The sequence below is a fragment of the Stenotrophomonas sp. YJH_SMC_91 genome (genome assembly GCF_059368495.1).
Genome location: NZ_JCAFRT010000027.1, coordinates 1 through 17,789, shown reverse-complemented (window position 1 = coordinate 17,789; position 17,789 = coordinate 1). Strand labels below are relative to the sequence as shown.

At 66.8% G+C, this 17,789-nt stretch carries 15 protein-coding genes; 7 read left to right on the top strand and 8 right to left on the bottom strand.

Annotation, left to right across the window (positions count from 1 at the left end; genetic code table 11):
- On the top strand, positions 1 to 146 hold a 146-nt coding region (locus tag AC5P5X_RS20245), incomplete at its 5' end, for an integrase core domain-containing protein (RefSeq protein WP_495216051.1).
- 226 nt (positions 147 to 372) lie between these two features.
- Here the strand turns inward: AC5P5X_RS20245 and AC5P5X_RS20240 are convergent.
- A complete protein-coding gene (locus AC5P5X_RS20240; RefSeq protein WP_005407662.1) occupies positions 373 to 891 on the bottom strand; it encodes a c-type cytochrome in 519 nt (172 codons plus the stop codon).
- A gap of 205 nt (positions 892 to 1,096) precedes the next feature.
- On the bottom strand, positions 1,097 to 1,705 hold the full coding sequence (locus tag AC5P5X_RS20235; protein WP_005407661.1) for a TetR/AcrR family transcriptional regulator: 609 nt from the start codon (positions 1,703 to 1,705) through the stop codon (positions 1,097 to 1,099).
- Positions 1,706 to 1,866: 161 nt separating this feature from the next.
- Here AC5P5X_RS20235 and AC5P5X_RS20230 point away from each other — a divergent pair, with 161 nt between their 5' ends.
- Genes AC5P5X_RS20230 through AC5P5X_RS20220 form a run of 3 tightly spaced genes read left to right on the top strand, consistent with a single transcriptional unit; the run spans position 1,867 to position 6,675 of the window.
- Positions 1,867 to 3,030, top strand: a complete 1,164-nt coding sequence (locus tag AC5P5X_RS20230) for an isovaleryl-CoA dehydrogenase (RefSeq protein ID WP_005407660.1) — start codon at positions 1,867 to 1,869, stop codon at positions 3,028 to 3,030.
- A 10-nt stretch (positions 3,031 to 3,040) separates the two neighbouring features.
- Positions 3,041 to 4,651 carry a carboxyl transferase domain-containing protein gene (locus AC5P5X_RS20225; protein ID WP_005411924.1) on the top strand — a complete coding sequence of 537 codons (1,611 nt, stop codon included), beginning with the start codon at positions 3,041 to 3,043 and terminating at the stop codon, positions 4,649 to 4,651.
- Between the two features lie 8 nt (positions 4,652 to 4,659).
- A complete protein-coding gene (locus AC5P5X_RS20220) occupies positions 4,660 to 6,675 on the top strand; it encodes an acetyl/propionyl/methylcrotonyl-CoA carboxylase subunit alpha (protein WP_425529327.1) in 2,016 nt (671 codons plus the stop codon).
- A gap of 21 nt (positions 6,676 to 6,696) precedes the next feature.
- Here the strand turns inward: AC5P5X_RS20220 and AC5P5X_RS20215 are convergent, their stop codons facing one another.
- Positions 6,697 to 7,866, bottom strand: a complete 1,170-nt coding sequence (locus tag AC5P5X_RS20215) for a putative peptide maturation dehydrogenase (protein WP_043035409.1) — start codon at positions 7,864 to 7,866, stop codon at positions 6,697 to 6,699.
- A gap of 143 nt (positions 7,867 to 8,009) precedes the next feature.
- Here AC5P5X_RS20215 and AC5P5X_RS20210 point away from each other — a divergent pair, with 143 nt between their 5' ends.
- Positions 8,010 to 8,315 (top strand): NHLP-related RiPP peptide, encoded by a 306-nt coding sequence (locus AC5P5X_RS20210; protein WP_033833258.1) that lies wholly within the window; start codon positions 8,010 to 8,012, stop codon positions 8,313 to 8,315.
- Here the strand turns inward: AC5P5X_RS20210 and AC5P5X_RS20205 are convergent.
- The 4 genes from AC5P5X_RS20205 to aceB all read right to left on the bottom strand — a co-directional run bounded on the left by AC5P5X_RS20205 (position 8,288) and on the right by aceB (position 15,290).
- On the bottom strand, positions 8,288 to 10,825 hold the full coding sequence (locus AC5P5X_RS20205) for a putative peptide modification system cyclase (RefSeq protein ID WP_043035408.1): 2,538 nt from the start codon (positions 10,823 to 10,825) through the stop codon (positions 8,288 to 8,290). The genes AC5P5X_RS20210 and AC5P5X_RS20205 overlap by 28 nt on opposite strands.
- A gap of 17 nt (positions 10,826 to 10,842) precedes the next feature.
- Positions 10,843 to 11,883: a GGDEF domain-containing protein gene (locus tag AC5P5X_RS20200; RefSeq protein WP_495216049.1), complete on the bottom strand. Its 1,041-nt coding sequence runs from the start codon at positions 11,881 to 11,883 to the stop codon at positions 10,843 to 10,845.
- A gap of 418 nt (positions 11,884 to 12,301) precedes the next feature.
- Entirely contained in the window at positions 12,302 to 13,603 is a 1,302-nt protein-coding gene (gene aceA / locus AC5P5X_RS20195) for an isocitrate lyase (protein WP_005407653.1), read from the bottom strand.
- A 64-nt stretch (positions 13,604 to 13,667) separates the two neighbouring features.
- Positions 13,668 to 15,290, bottom strand: a complete 1,623-nt coding sequence (gene aceB, locus AC5P5X_RS20190; RefSeq protein ID WP_005407652.1) for a malate synthase A — start codon at positions 15,288 to 15,290, stop codon at positions 13,668 to 13,670.
- A gap of 110 nt (positions 15,291 to 15,400) precedes the next feature.
- On the opposite strand from aceB, the gene AC5P5X_RS20185 reads away from it, so the two are divergent.
- Together AC5P5X_RS20185 and AC5P5X_RS20180 are read left to right on the top strand one after the other, a co-directional pair.
- Positions 15,401 to 16,369 (top strand): LysR family transcriptional regulator, encoded by a 969-nt coding sequence (locus AC5P5X_RS20185; RefSeq protein WP_005407651.1) that lies wholly within the window; start codon positions 15,401 to 15,403, stop codon positions 16,367 to 16,369.
- Positions 16,370 to 16,687: 318 nt separating this feature from the next.
- Positions 16,688 to 17,605, top strand: coding sequence for a LysR family transcriptional regulator (locus tag AC5P5X_RS20180; protein WP_005407650.1), 918 nt, complete (start codon positions 16,688 to 16,690; stop codon positions 17,603 to 17,605).
- 53 nt (positions 17,606 to 17,658) lie between these two features.
- Here the strand turns inward: AC5P5X_RS20180 and AC5P5X_RS20175 are convergent.
- Positions 17,659 to 17,789 (bottom strand): integrase core domain-containing protein (locus AC5P5X_RS20175; RefSeq protein ID WP_141097864.1); only part of this gene is annotated, 131 nt, incomplete at its 5' end.

Sequence of the window (17,789 nt, the reverse complement as noted above, 5' to 3'; positions counted from 1 at the left end):
GCGAGTACGCTTCGTCAGAGCAACGTGATGCCGTGCTGCCTGAATGGCTGCATTACTACAACTGGCACCGACCCCACATGGGGATCGGCAGCCAACCGCCTATTTCCAGAATCCCGCTGAACAACGTGGTGGGTTTACACAGTTAATCGACTATCGCGCGCAGCGCGGGCTTTTTCGGTGGCGTTGGGAAGAGCAGTCGACCAACAGTCGACTCTACCCCCTTCCCGCGGTTCCGCCATCCCGTTCGGCCGTTCCATGTTCCGCGGTTCCGCCATCCCGTTCGGCCGTTCCATGTTCCGCGGTTCCGCCATCCCGTTCGGCGGTTCCATGTTTCGACGTTTCCGCCGTTTCGCGGTTTGGCCGTTCCGGCGCCTACTTCAGGTTGCCCAGCATCCAGTCCACGGTGGCGTGGATCTGTTCCTCGGTCAGCGCCGGGTTGCCACCCTTGGGCGGCATGATGCCGCCATCCGGGCCGGTGTAGCCCTCGATGGCGTGCTTGTAGAGGGTGTCCTTGCCCTGCGCGATGCGCTTGTCCCAGTGCGAATGGTCCAGCGTCGGCGCCATGCCCACGCCAGTGGTGTGGCAGGCGGTGCACAGGTTGTCGAAGATGACCTTGCCGTCCTTGGTGCCGCCGTAGGCCACCTGCGAGGCGGCCTTGGCCAGCGCGGCGGCCTTGGCCGCAGCCTGCGCGGCGGCGCCGGTGCTGCCGGCATAGACCGCGCCGGTGGGCGAGATGCGCTGTTCGGTGCGCTTGGCCGCAGTCGGCGACACCTCGGGCGGAATCCGGGTGTGGATGTAGGCGGCTAGGAGGATGAGGCCGAGGGTGATGGTCGCCAGCAGCGCGATCACCATGGAGAAGCGTTTCAGGAACTCCAGATCGTAATTCCGCACTCTTCGTTACCCCTGGCTGATAGTCGTTGGACCACGGCTGAGCGACTGCGTGATGGACCGAGTATAGAACGCGCTTTGCGTGCGACAACAGGCGTCACTGCTGGTGCGGCGCAACATGCCGGCCCGGTAGTGCCGGCCGCTGGCCGGCATCGCCATCCCGCCGGATGGATCGTGCAGAAGCCGGCCAGCGGCCGGCTCTACCACGTTACCGGGCGCCGATCGCGCGCAGGCAGAAGCTGCAGATCGCATCCACCAGCGCGTCTTCGTCGCGGTGCGCTTCGCGGCTGGGTGCGGTCGGGCCGACCATCGCCTCGGTGAAGGCGCCGACCAGGCAGGCGGCGGCCACATGCGCGTCCTGCGCCGGCAGCTCACCGGCGGCCACGCCCTCCTCCACCAGCCGCAGGAAGACATCCCCAAAGGCACGACGGCCACGCATGCGTTCGGCTTCCACGTCCGGGTCGACCGGCTCGACGATGAAGGCATGCGCCAGCCCCGGCCCGGCCAGGGCGCGGCGAACGAAGGCGGTGATCGCCAGCCGCAGGCGCTCGCTGGCCACCTCCGGACCACTGGCGATGCGCTCCATGATCGCGACCTCGTGGGCCACCGCGGCGTTGAGCACCTCCACGAACAGCTCGGCCTTGGACGGGAAATGGCGATAGATCAGGCCAGTGGATACCCCCGCCTGGGTTGCCACGGCGGTCACCGGGGCGTTGCGCCAGCCGCCGGTGGCGACCAGCTCACGGGTGGCCAGCAGGATCCGTTCACGGGCCCCAGCCAGGCGTTCTTCCATCAGTGCAGAGCGTTTGTAGGCCATGTTTTGATTCTGGTTTCAATTTTTGAATTTGTATTCACTTCTTATCCGAACCCCGCTACGCTGGGGTCCAATCGCCCGTGCGGGCAGCGGTCCTGCAGACCGCCGCCCGCTCCCCCGCCGGGTGCGTCCATTTCCTGCCATCCCGTCGTGGAGCCACCACAATGCACGTGCCATCCCTGAACTTCGACCTTGGCGAAGACATCGACCTGCTGCGCCAGAGCGTGGCCCATTTTGCCGCCGCCGAGGTCGCACCGCTGGCCGCCGAGGCCGATGCCAGCAACCAGTTCCCGCTGGCCCTGTGGCCGAAGCTGGGCGAACAGGGCCTGCTCGGCCTCACCGTGGAAGAAGCATACGGCGGCACCGGCATGGGCTACCTGGCCCATGTGGTGGCGATGGAAGAGATCTCGCGTGCCTCCGGCGGCATCGGCCTGTCCTATGGCGCGCATTCCAACCTGTGCGTGAACCAGCTGCGCAAGAACGGCAACGAAGAACAGAAGCAGCGCTTCCTGCCCGGCCTGTGCGACGGCAGCCTGGTCGGTGCGCTGGCGATGAGCGAGCCGGGTGCCGGTTCGGACGTGGTGTCGATGAAGCTGCGCGCCGACAAGCGCGGCGACCGCTACGTGCTCAACGGCAACAAGATGTGGATCACCAACGGCCCGGATGCCGACGTGCTGGTGGTCTATGCCAAGACCGACATGGACGCCGGCGCCAAGGGCATCACCGCGTTCCTGGTCGAGAAGGGCATGAAGGGCTTCTCCACCGCGCAGAAGCTGGACAAGCTGGGCATGCGCTCCTCGCCCACCTGCGAGCTGGTGTTCCAGGACTGCGAAGTGCCGGAAGAAAACGTGCTGGGCCAGGTTGGCGGTGGCGTGCGCGTGCTGATGTCCGGCCTGGACTACGAGCGCGTGGTGCTGTCCGGCGGCCCGCTGGGCCTGATGGCCGCGGCGATGGACGTGGTGATGCCGTACGTGCACGAGCGCCACCAGTTCGGTGAGGCGATCGGCAGCTTCCAGCTGATCCAGGCCAAGATCGCCGACATGTACGTCGGCCTGGGCGCCTGCCGCGCCTATGTCTATGCCGTGGCGCGCGCCTGCGACCAGGGCCGCACCACCCGCCAGGACGCCGCCGGTGCCATCCTGTACGCCGCCGAGAAGGCCACCTGGCTGACCGGCCAGGCGATCCAGATCCTGGGCGGCAACGGCTACATCAACGAATACCCGACCGGCCGCTTGTGGCGCGACGCCAAGCTGTATGAAATCGGCGCCGGCACCTCGGAGATCCGCCGCATGCTGATCGGCCGCGAACTGTTCCAGCGCACCCTGTAAGGCCACCGCGATGACCGTCCTGAACAGCCAGCTGCAACCGGGCAGCGATACCTTTGAAGCCAACCGCGCGGCCATGCAGGCCGTGGTCGACGATCTGCACGCCACCCTGGCGCGCACCGCGCTGGGTGGCAGCGAAGCCGCACGCGCCAAGCACACCGCGCGCGGCAAGCTACTGGTGCGCGACCGCATCGACGCCCTGCTCGACCCCGGCAGCGCCTTCCTCGAAATCGCGCCGCTGGCCGCGCATGGCATGTATGAAGACGCCGTGCCAGCCGCCGGCGTGGTGGCCGGCATCGGCCGGGTGAGCGGCGTGGAGTGCGTGATCGTGGCCAACGATGCCACGGTCAAGGGCGGCACCTACTATCCCATGACGGTGAAGAAGCACCTGCGCGCGCAGGAGATCGCCGAGCAGAACCACCTGCCCTGCATCTACCTGGTCGATTCCGGCGGCGCGTTCCTGCCGCTGCAGGACGAAGTCTTCCCCGACCGCGACCATTTCGGCCGCATCTTCTACAACCAGGCCAACCTGTCGGCGCAGGGCATTCCGCAGATCGCCTGCGTGATGGGCAGCTGCACCGCTGGTGGCGCCTACGTGCCGGCGATGAGCGACGAGACGGTGATCGTGCGCGAGCAGGGCACGATCTTCCTCGGCGGCCCGCCGCTGGTGAAGGCGGCCACCGGTGAAGTAGTGACCGCCGAGGAACTGGGCGGCGCCGACGTGCACACCCGCATATCCGGCGTGGCCGACCACATGGCTGACAACGATCTGCAGGCACTGGCACGGGTGCGTGCGATCATCGCGCAGCTGAACTGGCGCAAGCCGGAACCGGCGATGGCGGTGCAGGCCAGCGAAGAACCGCTGCTGCCGGCACACGAACTGTACGGTGTGATCCCGGCCGATACGCGCAAGCCCTACGACGTGCGCGAAGTGATCGCGCGCCTGGTCGATGGCTCGCGCTTCGACGAGTTCAAGCCGCGCTATGGCGCAACGCTGGTCACCGGCTTCGCCCATCTGAACGGCTACCCGATCGGCATCATCGCCAACAACGGCATCCTGTTCTCCGAGTCGGCGCTGAAGGGTGCGCATTTCATCGAACTGTGCACCCAGCGCAACATTCCGCTGGTGTTCCTGCAGAACATCACCGGCTTCATGGTCGGCCGCAAGTACGAACAGGGCGGCATCGCCAAGGACGGCGCCAAGCTGGTGATGGCGGTGGCCTGCGCCAAGGTTCCCAAGTTCACCGTGGTGATCGGCGGTTCGTTCGGCGCCGGCAACTACGGCATGTGCGGCCGCGCGTACTCGCCGAACTTCCTGTGGATGTGGCCGAACGCACGCATCGGCGTGATGGGCGGCGAGCAGGCCGCCAGCGTGCTGGCCACGGTCAAGCGCGATGGCATCGAAGCCAAGGGCGGCCAGTGGCCGGCTGCGGAGGAAGACGCGTTCAAGGCGCCGATCCGCGACCAGTTCGAGCAGCAGGGCCACCCGTACTACGCCAGCGCGCGCCTGTGGGACGACGGCGTGATCGATCCGGCCGACACTCGCCGGGTGCTGGCCCTGGCGCTGTCGGCCAGCCTCAACGCCGCCCCGCAGCAGACGCGCTTCGGCGTGTTCCGCATGTAATCCATGCCATGACCGAGCACGCTCCCATGAAGCCCGTTGCCATGTTCACCAAAGTCCTGATCGCCAACCGTGGCGAAATCGCCTGTCGCGTCATCGCCACCTGCCGCCGCCTCGGCATCGCCACCGTGGCGGTGTATTCCGATGCCGACCGCAACGCGCGCCACGTGCGCCTGGCCGACGAAGCCATCCACATTGGTCCGGCCGCCGCGCGTGAGAGCTACCTGCGCGGCGATGCGCTGCTCGACGCGGCACGCGCGACCGGCGCGCAGGCCATCCACCCCGGCTACGGCTTCCTGTCCGAGAATGCCGACTTCGCCGATGCCTGCGCCGCCGCCGGCATCACCTTCATCGGGCCGCCGGCCAGCGCGATCCGCGCGATGGGCGACAAGAGCGCGGCCAAAGCGCTGATGGCCAAGGCCGGCGTACCGCTGACCCCGGGCTACCACGGCGACCAGCAGGCACCGGACTTCCTGCGCACGCAGGCCGACGCCATCGGCTACCCGGTACTGATCAAGGCCAGCGCCGGTGGCGGTGGCAAGGGCATGCGCAAGGTCGAGCGCAGCGAGGACTTCGTCGATGCGCTGGCCAGCTGCCAGCGCGAGGCGGCCTCGGCGTTCGGCAACAACCACGTTCTGGTCGAGAAGTATGTCGAGCGCCCGCGCCATATCGAGATCCAGGTATTCGGCGACAGCCACGGTGACGCGGTCTACCTGTTCGAGCGCGACTGCTCGGTGCAGCGCCGCCACCAGAAGGTGCTGGAAGAAGCACCGGCCCCGGGCATGAGCGCGGAACGTCGTGCTGCGATGGGCAAGGCGGCGGTCGATGCCGCGCGCGCGGTGGGCTATGAAGGTGCGGGCACGGTGGAGTTCATCGCCGGCCCGGACGGCGATTTCTACTTCATGGAAATGAACACCCGCCTGCAGGTCGAGCACCCGGTCACCGAGTACATCACCGGTACCGACCTGGTGGAATGGCAGCTGCGCGTGGCCTCGGGCCAGCCGCTGCCGCTGCGCCAGGAGCAGCTGGCCATCCACGGCCACGCGATCGAAGCGCGCCTGTATGCCGAAGATGCCGACCGTGGCTTCCTGCCCTCCACCGGCACCCTGCGCCGCCTGCGCCTGCCAATCCCGTCGGCCCATGTGCGCGTGGATACCGGCGTGGAGGAAGGCGACAGCATCACCCCGTACTACGACCCGATGATTGCCAAGCTGATCGTCTGGGACGTGGACCGCGACGCCGCGCTGCGCCGCATGAGCCAGGCGCTGGCCGGCTGCCAGGTGGTGGGCGTGACCACCAATGCCGGCTTCCTGCGCCGGCTGGTGAACACCGATTCGTTCGCGCACGCCAAGCTGGATACCGCGCTGATCGAACGCGAACAGGCGGCATTGAGTGCAGTGGGCGAAACGGATGATGCCCTGTGGCAGCTGGCCGCCGTGGCCGCGGTTGCTGGCACTGCCGGTGCCAGCACCGACGCGCGCGACCCGCATTCGCCATGGCAGGCCCAGGATGGCTGGCGCCTCGGCGCATCGGCACCGCGCGTGCTGCCGCTGCAGCAGGGCGAACGCAAGCACACGCTCAAAGTGTGGGCACAGGCCGATGGCTGGCGCGTGCAGCGCGATGACGCCGCGCCGGTTCAGGTGATCGGCACAGCCGATGCGCAGCATCTTACCGTGCAGCTGGGCGAACGCCGCTGGTCGCTGCAGCTGCTGCGCGACGGTGACCAGCTGTACCTGTTCGGCGCCGACGGCCAGCACCGCTTCACCCTGCACGATCCGGTGGGCGAATCGGACCACGCCGTGGCGGATGCCGGCAGCCTGCTGGCGCCGATGCCGGGCAGGATCGTCGCGACACTGGTCGCGGCCGGCACCGAGGTCAAGCGCGGCACGCCGCTGGTGGTGCTGGAAGCGATGAAGATGGAGCACACCCTGCAGGCACCGGCCGATGGCACGGTGAAGGGCTATCGCGCCAAGGCCGGCGACCAGGTGGGTGATGGCGCGGTGCTGGTGGACTTCGACGCGGCGTGATGCAGCAGAGGCCGCGCGGGGTCAGCCCGCGCGGTCTTCAAGGTTCCAGATCACGCCTGCCGGGTCCAGTTCGCTGGTCGTCATCCGTGATGCACGCCATCCGAAACCGCAGACCGCGAGTACCCCCTCGTTGATCGTGTCCAGGCCCAGGGCACGTTCGATGGGCTTTTCGTTGATCGCTGCAGTAATGAATGCTCCCAGGCCGGCATCCGTGGCCGCCAGGTACAGCGTCTGGGATAGATGTCCCGCCTCCATCGCGACAACCCGATAGCTTTTCCCATGCTGGCGATACTTCCAGTACGTCCTGTTGAAACGCGGGGCCAGGACCACCAGCACGTGCGCATCCGCGAACCAGTGCTGCTGCCCGACCATGGACATCACGAAGTCGCGATCGATGGCCACGGGGCACTCAACCGGCATCAGTCCGTGGCCCTGCGCTCGATAGAGGTACATGCCCGCGGCAAGTCCATCGACATTGCGCACCAGCACGTAGGCTTCCACAGGATGCAGTCCGCCGCCCGAAGGTACGTTCTTCTTCAGGAACACCAGATCATCGCCTTCGCGCTGGCAGCTGCTGCTGCCGAATGCCCGTTGCAGCATCTGGCTCAGCAGGGACAGCGGCAGTGATCGGGTGACATCGAAGTTCCGGCAGGTGACGCGCCGCGCCAGCAGTGCGTCGAAATCGTTGGACTGCTGAGGCGGCAGTGGTACCAACCCAGCGTCGGCAGCGGCAGCGTGCGGTGGCGGCGGTCCCAACGTCCTGCGCATCTGCGAGGCCGTTTCGATCTGTGATTCACGCATGTTGCGAACGGCGTCAACATCCTCCCAGCGTGAGAAGGCATGCATGACCGCAGCCAGGGGGTGCCAATGCGTTGCACGCAGCCGCTCGTCACGAGCGGCAACATCGTCATCCTGTCCGCGGATCAACACCAGGCCACTGGCGATCAGCAGGTCCATCGCGGGTGAACAGGCCTCCCCTGCCTCAAGCGTGGTCCATGCACTTGGGCTCAGACTTCCCAGCAGTGCCTGTGCCGCAGCGTCCAGCACCACCGGTCCATCCAGGTGGGGGGCGAGTGCCTCCCAGGCAAGCGTGCGCACCAGCCCATCACCACCGCGCAGCAGGCCCTCAAACTCAAACCGGATCTGCTCGGTGGGCTGTACCACTACGATCGCGCAGCGCCTGACATCCATCGGATCAGCCCTTCCTTCATCGTGAATCCACGTTATCGAACCGCGACCCGATTCCTTTACATCTCCCGCTCTACCCTCTCAAGAACCGCTTTGCCAAGCCGACATCACCACTGCCCCTCGACACTCCATGGATGCAGGACACAATGCCCACGTTGACGCTCTCGCTGCCGGTCGCAAGGACGCTGGTTCAGCGCCTCGCCACCGATGACACCTTCCGCCAGCTCTTCGCCACCGACACGGCTGCCGCGATACTGCTGGCTGGACACGTTCCATCCAACCCGGCTGACCTTCAGCAGTTCGTCCAGGATTGCTGCAAGAACATCTGCCTGGCGGAGAAAGACGTCATCGCACAGGCCGAAGACCAGATCATCGCCATGCTGACCAGTGGTACCGGCTACTCCGTGCCGATGCTGGAGGACGGTTACGGCTCGCCGCGCACGCTGCGCTGAGGCATCGAGGCCATGGTGTCGGCGGCCTCGATTGCCGGCGCCGCCATGAGCCTCCGCACATCCACTACGTTAAGCGCCTGCAGGCAGAAGCTGCATTGCGCTTCTGCATATGCAAATCCGGGGCGATCACGCAGCCAACGCGTCTGCTCCTGGGCAACATCCTTCAGGCCCGCCTCCAGCGCCAGGTCACGCACTGCCAGCCGCACCTGCAGGCGTGGCTGCTTCTTCAACAGCGGTACGAGCAGGTCCAGCCCGGCCTGGGGCCGGCCCTCATGCTGCATCATCCGCCCGGCCAACAGGGTGACGTACTGGCGCAACACGCTGCTGTCAGGGAGATCCTGAAGCGCGTTCATCCGGGCCTGGACCGCCTTGGCCGGTGCGGCATCGCCCAGTCTCAGTGCCAGCAAGGCTGCCGCGTGTGCTGCAACCAGGCGATCCACTACCTCCACCGCGGGTTCGCCGCTCAGCTCTGCGAACGGCGCGGTCGCGGCCACGCGCGCCACCATCAGCGCCTTCGACCTTCTGCCGGCCATCATGTAGGCGACGGCCAGGGGCATGTCGAAGTTGTACCGATCCATGCCCTGGCGCTGTCCGGCAAGCATCCTTCCCTGTTCGGCGAGCTTGATGGCGCCCTCGACATCGCCTTGGTCAAGCGCAATCGTGGTAGCGAAATTGCCAGCATGGAAGTTGCCTGGATCGATCCGCGCAAGCAGCGCATTGGCCTTCTCGAACTCGGAACGCGCTGCCGCCACCGTCGCCTGGCGCATCAATGCACCTTCCCAACCATTGCCGGCGGCACGACTGAACGCGATGTCAGCCTCTGCGTAGCGCTCGCTGGCCAGCAAGGCGCGGCCGTACTGGTCCTGCGCGATCTCAGGCAGCTCGACCCTGCTTTGTGCAACACGCCTGGAAAGCGCCAGGGCCTCGGCAAGGCGGTTCTCGTGGAAAAGATTCAGACCGGCGTTGTAGCTTGCAGGCATGTAATCCGGATACAGCTCCGCCATGCGCGCCCAGCCATCGGTGGCGCGATCCGGATCACTGATCTGCAGCGCCCAGTTCTGCACGTACAGGCGCTCGCGTGGCGTAAGGTGCCCTGATCGACGATCAGCCTCTGCCAGCAGACGCCGGGCATCGCGGTAATTCATCATGGCGAAGCGACAGCGGGCTTGGCCCAGCCATGCCAGGGCGAACTCAGGATCGACCTCGATCGCCTGCCCGAAGAATGCCATCGCGCCGTTGAAATCTCCTCGGCTGTAGCGCTTCTGGCCCAAGGCAAACGCACGCAACGCATCCATGCTGCCCGTGGTCACCTCCGGCAGGGATTGGCTGTCGCGCTGGATCAATGCGGGCTCTTCGCCCAGGCGATCGCGCAGCTGGCGCGAAACATCGTCCACCGCCGCCAGTACCGCACCCGCCTTCGCATCGGCGGATACCACGGCCAGGGTGCGCAGCGTCGACGGCTCGACCACCTCCACGCTGAAGCGGGTTCGGCCGCCGACATCGGTCGCCGATGGCACGAACACCAGGCGGGCGCCCGTGCGCACCGCCACAGCGGCGGCATCGCCACGTTCACGGACACCGCGATCCGGCGGTTTCCGCATCATCTCAAGGGTGCGGCCGACGCGGTCGTCACTGACGACGTTGACGTAGCGGGACTGCTCGAGACTGATCCGGAACGCCTGGTCCAGGGCGTCATCGAGCAGTCGATTGCCGGTGAGGTTATGCAGCCCGCCGAGCACCACCCAGTCGCGTTCGGCGAACGCGATGGCCGGCTGTGGCCGGGTCAGCAACCAGACGCCAAGCACCGCGGCCAGCAGCACGGCGGCCTGCGCCGCCATCGCCAGCGGACGGCGCCACAACGGAAGATCACGCCGGGCCTTGGCCGTGTGCCGCAGCCGCCCCGGCGTGGGCATGCCCGCCGCCTGCACGCCGTAGACTTCGGCTGGCTGGCTCACGCCCTTGAAGCGCCATCGCCCGAACGACCGCCATTGCAGGCCTTCAGCCATCGTGCCCAGCGACCCACTGGAGCGACGCACGATGGATTCGGCCACCGCCGAAAGCAGGATCTGGCCCGGGCGTGCCAACTGCATCAGGCGCGCCGCCGTCGGCTTGGCCAGGCCTTCGACTTCAATCGCCTTGGCGCCAGCCCGCACTGCCTCGGCGCTGTTCTCCCAGGTCAGCACATCGCCCACATGCAGACCAGCCCGCGCCTGCAGATGGATCTCGTGTCTCTGCCCCAGCGGCTGCAGCCCACGCTGGTAATCCAATGCAAAGCCAAGCGCGTCGATCGGGCGCTCGAACAGCATGAACAGTCCGTCGGAGCGATCGATCAGCTGGCCGTTCCAGCGCTGCTGCAGCGCCAGCACCAGCCGGTCGTGTTCCTGGAACAGTTCGGCGGCAGCGACATCGCCGATGCGTTCGACCAGCAGCAGCGAGTCACACAGGTCGGTGAACAGCAGGGCGCGCAGTTGCTGGTTGTGCGGCGCCGACGTTCCGTTGTCGCCATTCATCGCCTCTGTCTCCCGATCTAGGGTGAGTCCACTGCGTCTGCCCAACGCAGGCAGTTGCCACCATCACGCTTGGCCTGGTACAGCGCACGATCCGCGCTGGCGTACCACTCGCTCCAGCCCGCATCCGGGTCCAGCAGGCTGGCGCCGATGCTGACCAGGCTGACGTGCGGCGTGCCGTGGCTGCGCTCGAGCAGGCCGTGTACCGCGCTGAGGATGAACTCTGCCGCGTGCTGCACGATCTCGTGGTTGCCACGACGCAGGATCAGGCAGAACTCGTCACCGCCGAGCCGGCAGGCCAGGTCCTGCTCACCGGCCATCGAGCGCAGGATGTTGCCCATGCTCTGCAGCACGCGATCGCCGGCCTGGTGGCCATGGCGGTCATTGATCTGCTTGAAGCGGTCGCAGTCGATGAGCAGCAGCGCCTGCGGCAGCCCACTGCCATCGGCGCGGCATTCCTGCAGGTAAAGGGTGAGGCCACGGCGGTTGTGCAGCCCGGTCAGTTCATCGGTACGCACCAGTTCACGGGTGTGGGTCAGCTGGTGGGTAGTGATGTACAGGTTGTCCAGCGCGGTTTCCAGATCATGGTTGCGCCGGCGCAGCTGGCTGATCAGCGCCTGTTCGTTGGTCAGCACGCGCATGATCGTGCGGCGCAGGAAGTAGGCGACCTGGCCCGGATCGGATTCCACCAGACGATGGAAGTCGGCGGGCCCCAGCTCAAGCACCTCGCAGTCCACCAGGGCGCGCGCACTGGCGCTGCGCGGGTGATCACCCACCAGCAGGCCCAGCTCACCGAAGAACTCCTGCTGCCCGAGGGTCTTGATCACCAGGTCCTCGCCGAAATCCAGTTCGATCTGGCCTTCCAGGATCACGTACATGCGCTCGCCACGGTGGCCACGCTGGAACAGCCACTGCCCGGCATGAAGCTTGCGTGGACGGGCAAATCTGGCGAACAATGCGACCTCGGCATCGGACAGCAGCGCATGCACGATCTCGGCCATCGCCACCCGGGCGATACCTGACGTCACATCACTGTTCTCGGCCGCACCCCTGCCGGTCATTCCCTGCACCCGCCGCCAGCGTCCCCTGGTGAGCCGCGGAGCATAGCACCGCTTTAAAATGTGCGCCCTATCTCATTTTGAGCCTTGTGGTCCGCTTTCCCGATGTGAAGGCGCACGGTGGCCGTTCTGCCCGCCACGGTCCAGGGAAAAGTCGTTCCGGATCAATCTGATGGCCACCTTCACAGGGTTTCGGCCAAGTTGCCGGACTGTGGGGTGCGCTGGATTGACGCTGCATGCGTTCATCGCGTTTCCATCGATACAACAACGCCGGCAGGTCCCCCGACCGGCCGGCGTTGCCTGGCCCTTCCCTGGCCACCCTGATCGGATTCGCGACCCCGGTAGAGCCGGCCGCTGGCCGGCTTCTCCGTAGTGCCCGAAGGCGCACGTGGGTGCCGGCCAGCGGCCGGGCACTACCGCATCACGCAGCGCGTTCGCTGCGCCCGCCGTGGAACTGCTCTTCTTCGGTCGAGCCGGTCAACGCGGTGGTCGAGGACTGGCCCTGCTGGATCGCCTGGGTCACGGCATCGAAGTAGCCGGTGCCAACCTCGCGCTGGTGCTTGACCGCGGTGAAGCCGCGCTCGGCGGCTTCGAACTCGGCTTCCTGCAGTTCCACGAACGCGCTCATCTGGCGGCGTGCGTAGCCGTGGGCCAGATTGAACATGCCGTAGTTCAGCGCGTGGAAGCCGGCCAGGGTGATGAACTGGAACTTGTAGCCATAGCTGCCCAGCTCACGCTGGAACTTGGCGATGGTGGCGTCGTCCAGGTTCTTCTTCCAGTTGAAGCTGGGCGAGCAGTTGTAGGCCAGCAGCTTGCCCGGGAACTTCGCATGGATCGCCTCGGCGAACCTGCGTGCGAATTCCAGGTCCGGCTTGCCGGTCTCGCACCACACCAGGTCGGCGTAGGGCGCGTAGGCCAGGCCACGGCTGATCGCCTGGTCCAGGCCATTGCGGGTCTTGTAGAAGCCCTCGACGGTGCGCTCGCCAGTGGTGAACGGGCGGTCGTTGCCGTCGATGTCACTGGTCAGCAGATCCGCGGCCTCGGCATCGGTGCGCGCGACCAGCAGGGTCGGCACGCCCAGCACGTCGGCGGCCAGGCGTGCGGCGTTGAGCTTCTCGATGGCCTCACGGGTCGGCACCAGCACCTTGCCGCCCATGTGGCCGCACTTCTTCACCGACGCCAGCTGGTCTTCGAAATGCACGCCGGCGGCGCCGGCCTCGATCATCGCCTTCATCAGTTCGAAGGCGTTGAGTACGCCGCCGAAACCGGCTTCGGCGTCGGCCACGATCGGCTGCAGGAAGTCGATGTCATCCTTGCCTTCGGCGTGGTGCAGCTGATCGGCACGCAGCAGCGTGTTGTTGATGCGCTTGACCACCGCCGGCACCGAATCGGCCGGGTACAGCGACTGGTCCGGATACATCTGACCGGCCAGGTTGGCGTCGGCCGCCACCTGCCAGCCGGACAGGTAGATCGCCTTCAGCCCGGCCTTGACCTGCTGCATGGCCTGGTTGCCGGTCAGCGCACCCAGCGCGTTGACGAACTCGCGCTCATGCAGCGATGCCCACAGCTTCTCCGCACCCAGCCGGGCCAGCGAATGCTCGATGTGGACGGTGCCGCGCAGGCGCACCACGTCGGCGGCGCTGTAGTTGCGCTGGATGCCTTCCCAACGCGGGTTGGTATCCCAGTCGTGCTGGATCTGTTCGGCAGTGGGCAGCTTGCTCATGTCTTTCTCCAGTTCGGTTCGTGCGTGCAACGGGGAGGGAAACGGCGGGTTTGCGGGCAGTCGGTCAGTCGATGCGCGCGTAGGCCGGCAGGGTCAGGAAATCGGTCAGTTCGTCGCTGCGGCTCAGTTCGCCGAGCAGGGCGATGGCCTCGCCGATGCGTGCGCCACCGGGCAGCGCGGCGGTATCGCCCAGCCGTGCCGGCAGCTGCGAGAGGGTGGAATCCAGCAGCGCGAGGTCGATCGCGGTGCCGTCGTCCAGCTGCTGGCCCGGCGTGTGCAGCCACTGCCACAGCTGGCTGCGACTGATCTCGGCGGTGGCCGCATCCTCCATCAGGTGGTGGATCGGCACGCAGCCGTTGCCATCCAGCCAAGCGGCCAGGTAGCGCACGCAGACTTCCACGTTGCCTTCGAAACCGGCGCGGGTGATGGTGCCCGGCGGCCGTGCGATCAGTTCGTCGCGGCCGACGCGCACGTCCTGGCGCAGCACGCTGTGCTGGTTCGCACCGGGCATGTGTTCGTCGAAGATCGCCATCGCCACCGGAATCAGCGCCGGGTGCGCAACCCAGGTGCCGTCATGGCCGGCGGTGACTTCGCGCAGCTTGTCGGCGCGCACGCGGGCCATCGCCTGTTCGTTGGCGGCGGCATCGTTGTTGATCGGAATCTGCGCGGCCATGCCCCCCATCGCATGCGCACCGCGGCGGTGGCAGGTCTGGATCAGCAGTTCCGAATAGGCCTTCAGGAACGGCTGGGTCATGGTCACCTGGCCGCGTTCGGGCAGCACGCGGTCGGCGTGGCGGCGGAAGGTCTTCAGGTACGAGAAGATGTAGTCCCAGCGCCCGCAGTTCAGGCCGACGATGCGGTCACGCAGCGCGTGCAGGATCTCGTCCATCTCGAACACCGCCGGCAGCGTTTCGATCAGCACCGTCACCTTGATCTGGCCATGCGGCAGGCCGAGCATGCCTTCGATGTGCGACAGCGCGGTCTCCCACAGCGCCGCCTCTTCCATGCTCTGCAGCTTGGGCAGGTAGAAGTACGGGCCGCGGTCCTTCGCCTGCAGGGTGCGGGCGTTGTGGAAGGCGAACACCGCCGCGTCGAACAGGCCACCGGCCAGCGGCTGGCCGTCGATGGCCACGTGCTTTTCGTCCAGGTGCCAGCCGCGCGGGCGCACGATCAGCACCGCCTGCTCGTCGTACGGGCGCAGGCTGTAGTGCTTGCCATTTGCAGCGGTGAATTGCAGATCACCGCGCACCGCCGCCGCCAGCGACTGCTGGCCGGCCAGCAGGTTGCGCCAGGTCGGCGAGGTCGAATCCTCGAAGTCGGCCATGAACACCTTGGCGCCGGAGTTCAGCGCGTTGATGACCATCTTCGGGTCGGTCGGGCCGGTGATCTCGACGCGGCGGTCCTGCAGCGCGGCCGGCAGCGGGGCAACGCGCCAGTCGCCGTTGCGGATCGCGGTGGTGTCTTCGCGGAAGTCCGGCAGGCCGCCCTGGTCGAAGAACGCCTGGCGCTCGCGGCGGGCCTGCAGCCGTGCCTGCCGGTCCGGTTCCACCGCACGGTGCAGCGACACCAGCAGGGCCAGCAGCGGCGCCGGCAGCACGGTGTCCTGGCCGGCCACGCGGGTCGCCAGGGCGATGCCGGGGGTAGCCTTGCTGGCAGGGGTGGGAACAGCGGAAGCGACGGCGGACATGGGGCGACTCCAGCGGTGGGGGAACGTCTCCACGGTGCCGCTGGGCCGGAGTATTTGGCAAAACAGTTTTTGCAATGTTCTACATAAGTTGTGCTAATACTCGTGACACGATGAGCACACGCACCCCGCCAAGTCCGCGTTTTTCCTACAAATCCGACCGGCTGAAGCCGCTGCGCGCGTTCTGCCAGACCGTGCGCCTGGGTTCGGTCTCACGGGCGGCTGAGGCACTTTTCGTCAGCCAGCCGGCGATCAGCCTTCAGTTGCAGGCGCTGGAACGGGAGCTGGGGGTGCCGCTGTTCGAGCGCAGCGGGCGGCGCCTGGTGCCCAGCCGCGAGGGCCAGCTGCTGTATGAAATGGCGCAGCCACTGGTGGAAAACCTGGACGGGCTGGAGGCGCGCTTCCGCGACAAGGTGCGCGGACTGGATGCGGGCGAACTGAACATCGCCGCCAACAGTTCCACCATCCTCTACCTGCTGCCGAAGATCGTCGAACGCTTCCGCCTGCATCACCCGGACGTGCGCCTGACCCTGCACAACGCGATCAGCGCCGACGGCACCGACCTGCTGCGCGAGGATGCCGCCGACCTGGCGATCGGTTCGATGACCGATGTGCCGGCCGACCTGAGCTACGCCCCGGCCTACCGCTTCGAGCAGGTGCTGATCGCACCGCACGATCATCCGCTGGCCAGTGGCGGCGAGCTGGAGCTGGCCGACATCGCGCGCTATCCGCTGGTACTGCCGCCGAAGCGGCAGATCACCTATCGCCTGGTGGACCAGGTGTTCCAGCGCCACCGCATCGCCTACACCGTGGCACTGGAGGTCGGCGGCTGGGAGGTGATCAAGCAGTACGTGGCGATGGGCATGGGCATTTCGATCGTGCCGGCGCTGTGCCTGAACGAGGCCGACCGCGAGCGGTTGGCGGCGCGGTCGATGAAGCGCTGGTTCCCGGAACGCAGTTACGGGGTGATCGTGCGCCGGGGCAAGGCGCTGTCGGCGCAGGCGCGGGCGTTCATCGAGCTGATCCAGCCGGAGTTGTTCAGCCCGCGCGATTACGACCAGAGCGGGCATTCGGAGCGGTGAGGGGTGTTCTGGTTTGCAGGGCTGCCGCCCTGCACCTGCGGTAGTGCCGGCCGCTGGCCGGCAACCTCAGAAGCAACAGCGGGCATTCCGTGGGATGGCGGGGTGGGTCCGGTTGCGGGGGACGCCGCAAATCCGTCCATGGGGGCTTGGTCGCGGCATCCATGCCGCTCACACCCCCGCAACCGGACCCACCCCGCCTTCGACAGTTGGTTGCTGCTGTTGGTGCCAGCTGCTGTTGGTGGGTGCCGACCGTTGGTCGGCACGGGATCGGATCCCATCTCTGATTCATTTCCGGCCGACGATGAATAAACTGGCCGCATGTCCATCGAACTCCGCCACCTGCGTTATTTCCTCGCTGTTGCCGATACGCTGCACTTCGGCCAGGCGGCGGAGCGGCTGGGCATGTCGCAGCCGCCGCTCAGCCAGCAGATCCGCCAGCTGGAGGACCTGATCGGTGCGCGCCTGTTCGTGCGCAGCCATCGTCGTGTGCAGCTGACGCCTGCGGGCGAGCTGCTGCAGGAACGTGCACGCGCCATCGTGCAGCAGGTGGAAGCGGCGGTGGACGAGGTGCAGCGCGCGCAGCGCGGTGAGCAGGGTGAACTGCACATCGGCCTGACCCGCGCCACGCCGCTGTCGCCGCAGATTCCGCGTTCGATCCTGCATTACCGCCAGCAGTATCCGCAGGTGCGGCTGCAGCTGAGCGAGATGAACACCCTGCAGCAGATCGACGCGCTGCTCGACGGGTCACTGGACGTGGGCATCATCCGCAAGCGTGCGCTGCCGCCGGAACTGGTGGCGCACAGCCTGTTCGTCGATCCGCTGGCGTTGATCGTGCATGCCGACCATCCTGCCCTGCGCAGACTGTCGAAGCAGGGCACGCTGTCGCTGCGCGACTTCGCGCAGGAGCCATTCGTGGCGTTCCGCCGCAGTGCCGGTGCCGGCATCCATGACCACATGATCGCGTTGTGCGCGGCTGCCGGATTCACGCCGCGCATCGTGCAGGAGGCGGGTGAAGCCTCGACGCTGATCAGCCTGGCCGCCGCAGGCCTGGGCGCCGCGATCCTGCCGTCTTCGTGCGATCACATCCGGGTGGAAGGATCGCGCTTCGTGGCGCTGGCCGATGCCGGTGCCCATTCGGAAGTGCAGCTGGCGTGGCATCGCGAACGGGTAACCCCGTTGATCCGCAATTTCGCCACGCTGCTGCGCGGGGCATTCGCCGGTAGAGCCGACTGTTAGTCGACTATCGCGCGCAGGGCGGGGTTTTCGCGATCTGATGGAAGAGCAGTCGACTAACTGTGTAAACCCACCACGTTGTTCAGCAGGACTCTGGAAATAGGTGGCTGGCCACCGATCCCCATGTGAGGGCGGTGCCAGTTGTAGTGGTGCAGCCATTGGGTCAGCACGGAATTGCGCTGGTCCG

Coding starts and splice junctions, on each gene's coding strand:
- AC5P5X_RS20220 (WP_425529327.1), top strand. CDS start 4,660: ATGACCGAGCACGCTCCCATGAAGCCCGTTGCCATGTTCACCAAAGTC.
- AC5P5X_RS20230 (WP_005407660.1), top strand. CDS start 1,867: ATGCACGTGCCATCCCTGAACTTCGACCTTGGCGAAGACATCGACCTG.
- AC5P5X_RS20180 (WP_005407650.1), top strand. CDS start 16,688: ATGTCCATCGAACTCCGCCACCTGCGTTATTTCCTCGCTGTTGCCGAT.
- aceB (WP_005407652.1), bottom strand. CDS start 15,290: ATGTCCGCCGTCGCTTCCGCTGTTCCCACCCCTGCCAGCAAGGCTACC.
- AC5P5X_RS20210 (WP_033833258.1), top strand. CDS start 8,010: ATGCCCACGTTGACGCTCTCGCTGCCGGTCGCAAGGACGCTGGTTCAG.
- aceA (WP_005407653.1), bottom strand. CDS start 13,603: ATGAGCAAGCTGCCCACTGCCGAACAGATCCAGCACGACTGGGATACC.
- AC5P5X_RS20235 (WP_005407661.1), bottom strand. CDS start 1,705: ATGGCCTACAAACGCTCTGCACTGATGGAAGAACGCCTGGCTGGGGCC.
- AC5P5X_RS20185 (WP_005407651.1), top strand. CDS start 15,401: ATGAGCACACGCACCCCGCCAAGTCCGCGTTTTTCCTACAAATCCGAC.
- AC5P5X_RS20200 (WP_495216049.1), bottom strand. CDS start 11,883: ATGACCGGCAGGGGTGCGGCCGAGAACAGTGATGTGACGTCAGGTATC.
- AC5P5X_RS20205 (WP_043035408.1), bottom strand. CDS start 10,825: ATGAATGGCGACAACGGAACGTCGGCGCCGCACAACCAGCAACTGCGC.
- AC5P5X_RS20225 (WP_005411924.1), top strand. CDS start 3,041: ATGACCGTCCTGAACAGCCAGCTGCAACCGGGCAGCGATACCTTTGAA.
- AC5P5X_RS20215 (WP_043035409.1), bottom strand. CDS start 7,866: ATGGATGTCAGGCGCTGCGCGATCGTAGTGGTACAGCCCACCGAGCAG.